The organism is Epilithonimonas zeae (assembly GCF_900141765.1).
GTDB classification, from domain to species: domain Bacteria; phylum Bacteroidota; class Bacteroidia; order Flavobacteriales; family Weeksellaceae; genus Epilithonimonas; species Epilithonimonas zeae.
Genome location: NZ_FSRK01000002.1, coordinates 790,537 through 803,662, shown reverse-complemented (window position 1 = coordinate 803,662; position 13,126 = coordinate 790,537). Strand labels below are relative to the sequence as shown.

Here is a 13,126-nt window from a genome sequence, read left to right as displayed (position 1 = left end):
AGATTCGTAGATAGCGATTTCATTTTGATTGATATTAAAAATTAAGAATCCTGTAAAAATCCAATGATTGATTTTGGGCAGATTCTGCGTGATTTATGGTTTGGGTAACGTTACTTGCAAAATAATTAAAAGTATCCTCTGTTATAGCAATAGCCTCCTGCTCGTTGTAGATTGGTTTTCCATTGATGATAACATAATTTGGGTTGTAGTCCGAATCTGAGTTTACTTGATTTTGGGGTTGATTATTGGTTTTATTAATTTCTTTCGGTTGATGAGAAGCAAATTGTGTTATTGAATGTTGATTATTAACTATATTTTTCTTCTCAATTGTTTGCTTTTCTGGCTGTGTATTTTCTTGAGCTAAAACCGGCTGTCGAGTCTGAGTTTCTTCAACTGGAAATGCTTTTGGTGTTTCAACTTTCTTAGGCTTTACAGTATGATTAGCCACTTGAGGTGCTATGTTCTCGGGATTATTGAACATCCAAAATCCACTGATTCCCATTAGCATAACCAAACTTGCAGCCATCCAATATTGTGTGTAAGATTTTCTTTTTACAACCGGAAGTGCAACTATTTTTGGCTTTTCGGTTTTCTTCAAGAAATCCTCGAAGCTTATATCTAATTTATCCTGTTTCTCTTCATTCAGAAAAGAAAAATAAGGATTATCACTTTCGTTTTTGAGAAACAGATGCTCTTCCGGCGTCAACTCTTCGCCTTCGAAGAATCTAGATTCCCAATCCTTGTATCTGTCTGTTTTCATATTCATAAAGTTTGTTAATTGAATCTTTCACTTTTTGTCTGGCTCTCATCAGGTTCACGCGGACTGCGTTTTCCTCCATCTCCATAATTTCCGAAATCTCTGAAATCTCATATTCCTCGACATCTTTTAAGTGAATGACCATTTTTTGTTTCTCGGGCAGTTGGTTAATGAATCCCAAAATCTGCTCTCTCATATTATTGGTTTCTATCTGATAAAGTTCTGATTTATGTCTTGTTTGACTTGCAAATCCGAGTTTAACTTCGTGATGTTTCAGACGGTTCAGGCATTCATTTTTTACACTTCTCAGGGCAAAACTTTTCAAATTTTCCACAACCATTAATTCATCTTTTTTTTGCCAAAATTTCATCATTAAATCCATTACGACATCTTCGGCTTCATCTGCGCTCATCAAAAACTTTTTCGCAAAACGATACATCTCATCCTTGAGAATATAAACCGTTTGTTTAAAGTTGTCTTGAGTCATAGATTCAGTTTAATGTTTGAGGTTAAAAGCTTTTAATCTTGAAACCTTATAATTTCTTGGTTGTTTAAAAGTAAGACATCTGTCAATCATAATTTATTACATCAAAAATAAAAAAAGAACTTTAATAATCATTAAAGTTCTGATAATCAATTTATTTAAAATAAAATATTTTATGAAAGGGCTGTGAAAATTTGTGATAAAGTATTCAAATTTTGCGTATCAATTTTATCCGTTTTAATTGTTTTTTCAATCTTATCTTTTTTATCCGGGAATATTTCAATTAATTTTTTCTTTCTATTTGGCATTTCTAAAATTTCTCCGTTGCTTTTTTGTATATAAAATATATCCGGCAAATCTTCATAACTATTCTCTTTATCAATATCAAAAGAATCTTGTGCATATCTACCTTTTTCATAATCCTTAGAAATTTTCATGAAAATTGCAAAATCAGCAAATTTTTTAACCTCAAATAAGTAACCTGTTAGATTTTTTCCTTTGAATGGATATTCTAATAAGTATAAATATTCATCACTATCAATAATATGGATTGGAGAATACTCTGTCCTTTTATAAATTGTCATATTTTGCCCATTATTTACAATATCAATTTCATCTTTATATGCATTGTAACGCATATCAACTAAAACTTTGTTATTAGCGATTCTTGCTTTTTTGTATTCCTTATATAAATATGGGGAACCTTTTGTTTCGATAGTACTTTTGTACCCAGACCTCATAACAAGTGTTTCTCTATTGGTATTACCATTAGTAATATTAGAATTCCCATTTTGAGCGGAAAATTTATTTGTTAAAAAAGTCAATAAAGTGAGAGTGAGTATCAGACTAAGCTTATTCATCGAGTTATTATTTTTTAGTAAATATATAAAATATTTTAATCTCCAACATTTGCGGAATCACTTTCCGCCGAGGTGCCTTTAGGATTCATTGTCTTATTGAATTTTTCCATTTCAAAAGGGAAATTTTCAAACAATCCAGATAACGACAATGCGGAATAAACTCTTTGTGAATACTTGTTTCCAATAGCAATAATCGTCACTTTCGATTTAAGAAGATGCGCAAAAACCGAATTGGTTCCGTGCCACCAACCATTGTGATAAGTCAATTTTTCGCCATTATCGAACTCCTTCATTCGGAAACCAAGACCATAATTGTTAATGCCTTTTTTCTCGTTGCTGTAAGGTTCGAAGATTTTGTTCGCCAATTCAGGTTTCAAAAAATCTTTTGAAAAGAGAGCGACTGAAAAATTCAATAAATCTTTTGGCGTTGTGTAAACATTTTTGTCGCCATAAATCAAATCCAGTTTGTCCAAAGGATATAATCTGTAACCGCTAAAGAAGGATTGTGAAGCTGTCGGAATATCTTTTTTCTGGAATATAAAGGTATGATTCATTTTCAATGGTTTGAAAACAATCTCCTGCATCGCTTCCGGAAAGGGTGTTGCAGTCACTTTCTCTACAATCAGCGCTAGCAAAGCAAAGTTGGTGTTGCAATACATAAAGCCAGTATTAGAAAGTCGCGCCAATTCCGGCTTGTATTTAATCAACATATCCAAAACATCCTGATTCGTAATGAAGTCTTTTTTTAATTCTTCCGGAGCAGGTTTGATGCCTTGGTCAAAATGTTCATATTTTGGAAGTCCGCTTCTCTGTGACAACAAACTGAAAACCGTAATATCTTTATAAGGAAACTTTGGAAAAAACTTAGTCAAATCATCTTCTAATCTTAGCTTTCCTCCTTCAACCAGTTTCAAAACAGCCATTGCTGTCATTGTTTTGCTAACTGAAGCTACGTGAAGCGGCGTATTCTCATCAATTGGCATTTGTTTATTTTCTCTGCCAAAACCTCTGTATTTTTCGAAGATAATTTTATCACCTTTAGCAACAAGAATTCCACCACTTAGGTCACCTTGCTCCCAGACCTTCTGATAATAATTATTGATGACAGGAAGGATTGTGGATTCGTTTTCTAAAGTAGATTCTGCTGGCGTAAATACTTTGGATAAATCGACGTTGCTGTAATTGGGAAGTTTGGATTGGTAAATTTCTGCTGTTTCTTCTTTTTGTTTTTTGCAGGAAATGATGGTTGCGACTGCTAGACCGACTGTAATTATTTTTCTAAAATTCATTGTTCTCCAAACTTCGTTAAGGCTCGCAAGTTAACATAAAATGAGTTTTTAGAAGACATCAATTTTCTTAAGAATTGTTAAATGTGGAGAAATGTTTCGAGATTTAATTTTTAAAATCTCCAAGAATTTTATCAACGATAACTTGAGCAAGTTTTTCTTTACTTTGATGTGTCCATCCTCCAATATGCGGCGTAACAATCACTTTTTCAGAATCTAATAAATACTTCAAATCCTGATTTTCGGTTTCCAGATTTTCAAAAGATGACTTTTCGTATTCCAAAACATCCAGACAAGCACCTAAAACTTTGCCTGATTCAATGGCTTGTACTAAAGCTTTAGTTTTTAAATTTTTTCCACGAGCCGTATTGACGAAATAAAAATTATTTTCCATTTTTGAAATAAATTCTTCATCAATCAAATAATGAGTTTGTTCTGTCAAAGGAATATGAAGACTCAGAATATCTGCTCTTTTTTGAAGTTCTTCCAAAGAAACCTGCGTTGCAAATTCATCATAAAGATTAGGTAAAATATCGTAAAAAATAACCTCAACACCAAAACCTGAAAGTCTTTTTGCCGTTGCTTTTCCCATATTTCCGTAACCAATGATCCCGAAAGTTTTTCCCAACAATTCATCACCACGATTTTCTTCTCGTTTCCAGATTCCGTTTTTCACTTCATTAGACGCAATGAATAATCGGTTCATCAGAATCAACAACATTCCAACAACGTGTTCCGCAACAGAATCTCGGTTTCCTTCCGGCGAATTAATTAATTTGATTCCTAAATTCCCAGCTGTTTCAGTATCGATATTTTCCATTCCTGCTCCTACTCTCGCAATGAACTTGAGATGAGAAGCTTTGGTCAAAAAATTCTTATCCAATGGTATTCGGCTTCGGATGATGATTCCTTCATAATCTTCAATCTTTTCCAAAACCTCATCGTAAGTTGAAGAATGGTCTTCTTCCACTACAAAACCTTTTGCAGTCAATTGTTCAGAAATTAATGGATGATTTTTATCGAGTTGAATGATTTTCATTGGGAAGGTTTTAGAAATAAGGTCGAAGGTTTTAGTTTAAATATCACAAAAAACGAGCTAATAAAAGCTCGTATATTTATTCTTCTGTGCCTAAAAACAATTTTTTGAGTTCCACAGAATCTGCAGGTTTCATTCTTCCGGAAAGGATTAACGATAATTCTTTTCTTCGTAAAGCAGCATCGAAACGAATGATTTCTAATTCTGTTTCTGGCTCCAACTGAGGAATTGGAATCGGGCGATTGAACTCGTCAACTGCCACGAAAGTATAAATCCCTTCATTGGTTTGAATTTTTGTCTGATTAATCGGGTCATCCAACCAAACATCCACATAGATTTCCATAGAAGTTCCAAATGCTCTGGAAACTTTGGATTCCAAAACGACAATTCCACCTTCTGGAATCGGATGATTGAAAGAAACGTGATTAACAGACGCCGTTACAACTCTTCTTTCGCAATGTCTTGTTGCTGAGATAGAAGCCGCTCTGTCCATTCTTGACAACAGTTCGCCTCCGAAAAGATTTCTTAATGAATTGGTTTCGTTGGGTAAGACAATATTCGTCATTACCGTAAGGCTATCTATTGGTTTTTTGGATTTTTGCATTAGTTGTAGGTTTTATACTATCTGTTTTTATAGAATCTTGTTTGGGAGCGACCGAAACTTTTAATTTCTCAACTGTTTTGACAATTTGTTTTTTCGGGATATTTGATGATTTTCCGAATATTAATTCTTGGTCTCCAAAAAGAAATAACGCTGCTACTCCAACAACAATTACACTTAGAAAAGTCCAGATTACACTTTTATTAAAGCTGTAATCTTCTGTAAAATTATTTTTTGATTTTAAAGTTTTAAGATGTTGCAAATCCACTTTTTCAAAACCAAAGACATCATCATCATTATCTGTTACTTTAACAACCTTGTTATCTTCGTTTAATTGATATTGTCCTAGATTCTCAAGATTAAGAACATTTTCAGTCTGTAATTTCTGAAACCACTTTGCCACTTCATTTTTCAAATTCATCTGAACAATGAAAAGATTGGAATTGGTTTCATCAGCAATATATTTTGCTAGCTGATTGTCGTAACCAGACGGATTATACTCGAAAGTAACGGTTTCTTTCGGAGGAATAATAATAGAGTTTTCTGCATCAATTTTGGCAGATTCCTTGGTAAGTTCGAAAACACCAAATTCCGGAACTTCTGCCCTATTATGCTTCAGAAGATATTGATATAAAAGATATTCAAAATTCATCGCCACAAAACTACATAATTTTTGATGTTAAAGAAAATATAAAAGGTTGCTTTTACAGCAACCTTTTTGATTTGATATGAATTAATTAAAGTTAGTATGCAAATTTCACAACTTCTGAGATGTTGTTGCCAGAAATCGTTGCCAAGAACATTCCTTTTTGAGAAAGGTTCAGATCAATTGGATTTCCATTTGCGTTTACTTTTAAGGTCTTGATTACTTTTCCTCCGAAATCATAAACTGTAATATCCAGATTTCCTTTTACAGAAGTAAATAATTTTCCGGCTGCAACCTGAGATTTTGACTTTCCATTAGATTCTGAAACTGCCATTGTAGCAAGCGTTGTTGGTCCAACAACGGAAGAATCGGCAGATTGTTTACTTGCACCATTTTGCTGATCTTTGAAAACAATCCCCACTTTCTGAACTGTTGTACCGCCAGAGACAATATTATTAGTATTGGTGAATGTTTTTGTATTCAAATCAATTATACCGACGTAAGCATTATCAGCTGCGCTCCAGTTCATTGTAACATTAGAGTTGTTCCAAGAATCATCATAAGATATGTTTGCAGAATTATCAGCTTGTGTAATCCAAGTATGGACATAGAATGTTGGAACTTCAAACCCTGGATCATAAAATGAATAATCATTAGCTGCACCATAAGTTAGTTTGAAAACGCCAGCGCTTACTACTTGGGTTGTTAATTGCGCCGATACAGCCACACCTGCAAGCATAGCAAGTGCTAAAGAATAAAATTTTCTCATAAATGTTAATTTTTAAGGTCTATATAAATCATTCAAACCATTCCTCACAAAAATGTTTTGAACTATCTGTAAATCTAATATTAATTTTAAGTTAATAGCAAAAAATTTACAATCAGACCTTAAAAACAACATAACTAATTAATAATCAACATTAAAATTTTATTTAAACTTCAAAGAAACCCCAAAAAGGAAGTTAATTCCGGCTTGTGAGAAGTAATATGGTCCACTAAAACCGTTGTTGACATACTTAGTATTAGTGAAATTATTTAATAAAAATCTAAAAGTCACTTCTTGTTTCTGTAATGGTAACTTGTAAGACATATTGAAATCTGGAACCAAGTAATCTTTCAATTGATTATCAGCAGTTTCTAGATTATCCAAATATTGTTTGCCCACATATTGCGCTGTAACACCAAGATTGAAATTTTTGAATGGCGAATAAACCACATTTCCATTCGCAATGATATTAGGCGAAAAAGAAATATCAGAATCTTTCAAAACAACATCTGCATCATTTTGAACCGAATTGATTTCTTTAATCTTATTCTGACTCAAAGATAAATTGGCTCCTAACTGAATTTTTTCTGAAAGTCTACTCTGAGCGGATAATTCGATACCTAATCTATAACTTTTGTCCACATTCTCACGAATAAACTCGCCTATATTGTTGATTCTACCAGACAAAACCAACTGATTTTGGTAATCCATATAATAGGCATTAGCCGTCAACACAACCTTTCCAAATTGCTGTTCCCAACCTGCCTCAAAATCGTGTAGGGTTTCTTCTTTTGTGCTCGGATTTGCAAAAAGATCGTCTCGGTTTGGCTCACGATGTGCATTGGCATATGACAAAAACACTTTTCCGTTTTCAATATTATAATTAATCCCGACTTTCGGATTAAAGAACGTCCATTTTCTATCTAAATCCAAACCTTCCTTATCACCTTGGGTAATCACTTTTGTATCATAATCAATGTTTCTCAATTGCAAATCTCCAAAGAATTCGAATTGATTGAGTTTATAAATTGCTTTTGCAAATCCGGAAATTTCATTTTTCAAAGACCGGTTTCTGTAATACTCAAACTCATTGATTTCTGGTATAAAAACGCCTGTTACATTGCCAAAGTGTTTTCCATAATATTGATTGGCAACCGCCCCAATATTCAAATCAAGATTGCCCAACTTTCCATACAAAGTAGAAATCATACCATAAAAATTGTTGTCCAACCATTTCTTTCTGATAAAATCGCCGTACTCTTCTTCAGCTCCATTCACCAATTGATTAGGTAAATTATATCGTGCAAAAGGATCGCCTTGCTTGTAATTTTCGTAATACCCTTTTCCTTTGGTATAATGCGCTGTAGTTTCTAATTTCCAATTGTCAGAAAATCTTTGATTCCATAATAATTGATAATGATTTTGTCTGTAATTATCCGTCTCATTATCATAAAAATCTACGATATTTTCCCAGTTTGCATCATAGATTGCTCCTGAATAATTGAACTTTGGATTAGTCTCCCAAGTTGCTCTATCAACACCATTCCAAGCTTGATAAGTTTTTTCTTTTCCTCCAAAAGCTAAAAACCTTAACTCCGTATTTTTCTCCTGAAACAAAGCAGAAAAATTATAAGAATAAAGATTGGAAGAAGCTCTGTCAATATAACCATCAGAATGGATATGCGTATATCGTCCCATCACAGACAAACGGTTTTTCCAAAATTTCCCCGAATTGATTTCTGCAGAATATTTGTAAGTATTGAATGAGCCATAAGAGTCATCCGTTTTTACAGAAAAAGCCTCTTCTGGATCTTTGGAAATTACATTAACACTAGCACCAAAAGCCGCAACGCCACTCGTTGAAGTTCCAACACCCCTCTGAATCACAATTTGCGATGCTGAGCTTGTCAAATCCGGAACGTTAACGAAGAAAGTCCCTTGAGATTCTGAATCGTTATAAGGCACACCATTCATCATCACATTGATGCTGGTTCCGGCCGTTCCTCTGATTCTAAAACCTGTGTAACCAACACCATTTCCTGCATCGGAAGTTGAAATGACAGACATTTGATTTTTTAGAAGAATCGGCAAATCCTGGCCCAAATTTTTATCTGCTAAATCTTTTTGAACATTAATAATTGCTTTCGCAGTTGGTGTTCTTTTGGTAAATTCTACAGCCTGAATACTTGTAACTTGTGTAGAATCTGTAGTTTGAGAAAAATAAAATGGAGCAATGAACACTCCTAAAAAAATAAATCCTTTCATTCTTTTAAATTTAATTGTTAAAATTTATGAGAATAAAAGGGGCGATTATGGTTATAAATGATTTTTGATGATTGATAAATGATTTTTTATAACGTTATTATTAATCATTCATCTTTTATCATTCATCATCTATAATGAATGTTTCCCTAAACAGCATTATCTGTTCTAGGTTCATTGGGTATAATCTCAGCTTGTTACAGCACCCCTTAAATTTCTGACTGCGAAATTAGAAAAATTTTAATTAATATGCGTGATTATTTTTATTGATGTAAAAATATTGATTCCCATCTTTGGAAACTTCAAATAGATTAGCCGTTTTCCAGCTTAGATTAGTTTTGATATCATCATAAACAAATGGGATAACCACTTGATTATTTTTATTAATCACACCAAATTTATTATCCAAAACTGCAACAATCATTGGGTTTTCTTTATCACTATCTAATACATACAACATCTGATACTGTGGATAGATTTCAAAATCTTTATAGTTTTTATAATCTACATTCTCTTTGCTAACCAAACCGTAAAAACCATTCATTACAAAAGCTTTATACTTTGGAGACTCGTATGGAAAAGTACATTTACCCAGATCTTCATTTTTATACTGGTAAACCCGTGTACCTTTTCTATCTATTCTGTAGGAAACTTGATTTTTCTCAACTGTTGCATAATCCGCAGAACCATAAATTCTAATTTTTTCATTGGGAGAATTAAGTAAGTTACAGTCTTCGGAAAAGAACATTGCAATATGATATTCGGCTGGGATAACAACTTTACCTGATTGATTGACGTAACCCGTTTTTTGATTGATAGTCTGAGGAATAAGTGCAGGAACAGCCGTATCCTTCATTTGAGAATATGTCGCAAGAAAGAAGCCTGTGAGACATAAGCTTAGTAATTTTTTCATCGTCAGTTTGTGTGTTAGAAATTCAGAAAAGACTTTTGTAATAATCCGTATTTCTGAAAAGCGAAAATAATAAAACTATTATTAAAACGACTAAAAAAAACAGTTTACTTTTCAAAAAATTATAAAACCAGCATGTTTTAGTATAAGCTTTAGAAGACTTTAACACAAAGAATAACAATAAGAAAGGAATTGCTATAACAAATAATGGATTATATTGGAAAGCTCTTGAAAATCTGAAATGGAGCAATTCATGAAAAGCCCTTTGCACACCACAACCTGCACAATCATAACCCGTTAATTCTTTTAGTGGACACTTTAGGAAATATGAATTTTTCGAAGGATCAAAGAAAAAATAAATGGAAATCAAAATCAGGAAAAAGACAAAAACGCCTATCTCTTTTTTATTATTTTTAATTAATTTACTGATTTCCAAAATGATATATTTCTATCTGATTTCCGATTCTCAAAATATAAATTATTATGATAAAAATATAAAATATAGATAAAAGACATCTAATTTATTTTTAATCTAAATTATTCTATTCTTAAAAAAGCTCAGAATTTCGTAAATTTGGGCGAATTTAATAAGAAATTAAATTTCATCGATAGAATCAGGCACTTATTTAAATAAAAATCTGAAAACTATCTCACTACACATAGATTTTGTTTCTATCTGAGTCTTTCAATAGTAACAAATCTTCTAAATTAAAGAATGAAAAGACTTCTATTATTATGAATTATCAGGATTACATCCAAGAGATTGAAGAAAGAAAAAGCCAAGGGCTTCATCCAAAGCCGATTGATAGCGCTGATTTATTGAGCGAGATCATTTTACAAATCAAAGACACAAATAATGAATACAGAGCTGATTCTCTTAAATTTTTTATTTATAACACTTTACCGGGTACAACAAGTGCTGCAGGGGTAAAGGCTAAGTTTTTAAAAGAAATTATTCTTGGCGAATCTGTGGTTGAAGAAATCACACCAACTTTCGCTTTCGAATTACTATCTCATATGAAAGGAGGACCTTCAATTGGGGTTTTACTTGATTTAGCTTTAGGAAATGACGATGCAACTGCAAAACCAGCTGCTGAAGTTCTTAAAACTCAGGTTTACTTATATGATGCTGATACAGCACGTTTAAAAGAAGCTTTCGAATCTGGTAATGTAATCGCTAAAGATATTTTAGAAAGCTATGCAAAAGCAGAATTTTTCACTAAACTTCCTGAAGTTGCAGAAGAAATTAAAGTAGTTACTTTCATCGCTGGTGAAGGTGATATTTCTACAGATTTATTGTCTCCGGGAAATCAGGCTCACTCTCGTTCAGACAGAGAACTTCACGGGAAATGTATGATTACACCTGAAGCGCAGGACGAAATCAAAATGCTTCAAGCTCAACACCCTGATGCAAGTGTAATGCTTATTGCTGAAAAGGGAACAATGGGAGTTGGTTCTTCTCGTATGTCTGGGGTGAACAACGTTGCACTTTGGACTGGGAAACAAGCAAGCCCTTACGTACCTTTCGTAAACATCGCTCCCATTGTAGCAGGAACAAACGGTATTTCTCCAATTTTCTTAACGACAGTTGATGTAACCGGAGGTATCGGAATTGACCTACAAAACTGGGTTAAAAAAACAGATGAAAATGGAAACCCTGTTCGTAATGAAAATGGTGATATTGTTTTAGAAGAAAAATATTCTGTTGCTACAGGAACTGTTCTTACAATCAATACCAAAGAAAAGAAATTATACAACGGAGATACTGAATTGAAAGATATTTCAAAATCATTTACTCCTCAAAAATTAGAATTCATCAAAGCCGGTGGTTCTTACGCTATCGTTTTCGGTAAAAAAATCCAGACTTTTGCTGCAAAAACATTAGGAATTACAGCTCCTACAGTTTTCGCACCTTCTAAAGAAATTTCTATCGAAGGACAAGGTTTGACTGCTGTTGAAAAAATCTTCAACAGAAATGCAGTGGGTGTTACGGAAGGTAAATTATTACATGCAGGTTCAGACGTTCGTGTAGAAGTAAACATTGTTGGTTCTCAGGATACGACAGGCTTGATGACTTCTCAGGAATTAGAATCTATGGCAGCAACCGTGATTTCTCCAATTGTAGACGGAGCTTATCAGTCTGGATGTCACACGGCTTCTGTTTGGGATAAAAAAGCGCAGGCTAATATTCCTAAATTAATGAAATTTATGAACGATTTCGGAGTGATCACAGCACGTGACCCGAAAGGTGAATACCACGCAATGACAGACGTTATTCACAAAGTTCTTAACGATATTACGGTTGACGAATGGGCAATCATCATCGGAGGTGACTCTCACACAAGAATGTCTAAAGGTGTTGCTTTCGGAGCTGATTCTGGAACTGTAGCTCTTGCTTTGGCAACAGGCGAAGCATCAATGCCGATTCCTGAATCTGTAAAAGTGACTTTCAAAGGTGATATGAAAGAGCATATGGATTTCCGTGATGTAGTTCACGCAACTCAGGCTCAGATGTTAAAGCAATTTGACGGAGAAAATGTTTTCCAAGGAAGAATTATCGAAGTTCACATCGGAACACTTCCGGCTGACCAGGCATTTACATTTACAGACTGGACTGCAGAAATGAAAGCAAAAGCTTCTATCTGTATTTCTGAAGATGATACTTTGATTGAATCATTGGAAATTGCGAAAAGCAGAATCCAGATTATGATCAACAAAGGAATGGATAACCATAATCACGTTCTTCAAGGTCTAATTAACAAAGCAAACAAGAGAATCGAGGAAATCAGAACGGGTGATAAACCAGCTTTGACTCCGGATGCAAATGCAAAATATTATGCTGAAGTGGTTGTTGACCTAGACATTATTGTTGAGCCAATGATTGCTGACCCGGATGTAAACAATGACGATGTTTCTAAAAGATATACACACGATACAATCAGAGACCTTACTTTCTACGGTGGTGAGAAAAAAGTTGACCTTGGTTTCGTAGGTTCTTGTATGGTTCACAAAGGCGATTTGAAAATCGTTTCTCAAATGTTGAGAAATCTTGAACAGAAAAATGGTAAAGTAGAATTCAATGCACCATTGGTTGTTGCAGCTCCTACTTATAATATCATTGACGAACTAAAAGCTGAAGGCGACTGGGAATTGTTAGAAAAATATTCAGGTTTTGAATTTAATGATAATGCTCCAAAAGGTGAAGCTCGTACTCAGTATGAAAATATGATGTATCTTGAGCGTCCAGGTTGTAACCTTTGTATGGGTAACCAGGAGAAAGCTGAAAAAGGAGATACTGTTTTGGCAACTTCTACAAGACTTTTCCAAGGAAGAGTGGTTGAAGATTCAGAACGTAAAAAAGGGGAATCTTTATTGGCTTCTACTCCGGTAGTTGTATTGTCTGCGATTATTGGAAGAATTCCAAATATCGACGAATACAAAGAAGCTGTTGAGGGAATTGACTTAACTACTTTCGTGCCATCTATCAAAGAATTGGTTACCGTTGGTCACTAATAGAT

General features: G+C 33.8%; 12 protein-coding genes. 1 reads left to right on the top strand and 11 read right to left on the bottom strand.

What is annotated here, in order from left to right; all coding sequences use genetic code 11:
• Nucleotides 1-34 precede the first annotated feature (34 nt).
• From BUR19_RS15435 to BUR19_RS19300, 11 genes are all read right to left on the bottom strand, one after another.
• Nucleotides 35-760, bottom strand: coding sequence for a hypothetical protein (locus tag BUR19_RS15435; RefSeq protein WP_074236329.1), 726 nt, complete (start codon nt 758-760; stop codon nt 35-37).
• The gene (locus BUR19_RS15430) at nt 726-1,244 is read right to left on the bottom strand and encodes a sigma-70 family RNA polymerase sigma factor (protein ID WP_074236328.1); all 519 of its coding nucleotides are present in this window, start codon (nt 1,242-1,244) and stop codon (nt 726-728) included. Before BUR19_RS15430 ends, BUR19_RS15435 begins: the two co-directional genes overlap by 35 nt.
• A 170-nt stretch (nt 1,245-1,414) precedes the next feature.
• Nucleotides 1,415-2,101 carry a hypothetical protein gene (locus BUR19_RS15425; protein WP_074236327.1) on the bottom strand — a complete coding sequence of 229 codons (687 nt, stop codon included), beginning with the start codon at nt 2,099-2,101 and terminating at the stop codon, nt 1,415-1,417.
• Nucleotides 2,102-2,136: 35 nt separating this feature from the next.
• Complete coding sequence (locus BUR19_RS15420; RefSeq protein ID WP_074236326.1) at nt 2,137-3,390, bottom strand: serine hydrolase domain-containing protein; 1,254 nt, start codon at nt 3,388-3,390, stop codon at nt 2,137-2,139.
• Between the two features lie 103 nt (nt 3,391-3,493).
• Nucleotides 3,494-4,426, bottom strand: coding sequence for a 2-hydroxyacid dehydrogenase (locus BUR19_RS15415; RefSeq protein WP_074236325.1), 933 nt, complete (start codon nt 4,424-4,426; stop codon nt 3,494-3,496).
• Nucleotides 4,427-4,502: 76 nt separating this feature from the next.
• On the bottom strand, nt 4,503-5,027 hold the full coding sequence (locus tag BUR19_RS15410; RefSeq protein WP_074236324.1) for an acyl-CoA thioesterase: 525 nt from the start codon (nt 5,025-5,027) through the stop codon (nt 4,503-4,505).
• The gene (locus tag BUR19_RS15405; protein ID WP_074236323.1) at nt 4,999-5,676 is read right to left on the bottom strand and encodes an HU domain-containing protein; all 678 of its coding nucleotides are present in this window, start codon (nt 5,674-5,676) and stop codon (nt 4,999-5,001) included. Before BUR19_RS15405 ends, BUR19_RS15410 begins: the two co-directional genes overlap by 29 nt.
• A 91-nt stretch (nt 5,677-5,767) precedes the next feature.
• The gene (locus tag BUR19_RS15400; protein ID WP_074236322.1) at nt 5,768-6,439 is read right to left on the bottom strand and encodes a T9SS type A sorting domain-containing protein; all 672 of its coding nucleotides are present in this window, start codon (nt 6,437-6,439) and stop codon (nt 5,768-5,770) included.
• 159 nt (nt 6,440-6,598) lie between these two features.
• Nucleotides 6,599-8,701: a TonB-dependent receptor gene (locus BUR19_RS15395; RefSeq protein WP_074236321.1), complete on the bottom strand. Its 2,103-nt coding sequence runs from the start codon at nt 8,699-8,701 to the stop codon at nt 6,599-6,601.
• A gap of 241 nt (nt 8,702-8,942) precedes the next feature.
• Entirely contained in the window at nt 8,943-9,611 is a 669-nt protein-coding gene (locus BUR19_RS15390; RefSeq protein ID WP_083600794.1) for a WG repeat-containing protein, read from the bottom strand.
• Between the two features lie 22 nt (nt 9,612-9,633).
• Nucleotides 9,634-9,978, bottom strand: coding sequence for a DUF2752 domain-containing protein (locus tag BUR19_RS19300; protein ID WP_379974339.1), 345 nt, complete (start codon nt 9,976-9,978; stop codon nt 9,634-9,636).
• A gap of 365 nt (nt 9,979-10,343) precedes the next feature.
• Here BUR19_RS19300 and BUR19_RS15380 point away from each other — a divergent pair, with 365 nt between their 5' ends.
• Nucleotides 10,344-13,121: a bifunctional aconitate hydratase 2/2-methylisocitrate dehydratase gene (locus BUR19_RS15380; RefSeq protein WP_074236518.1), complete on the top strand. Its 2,778-nt coding sequence runs from the start codon at nt 10,344-10,346 to the stop codon at nt 13,119-13,121.
• Nucleotides 13,122-13,126 lie beyond the last annotated feature (5 nt).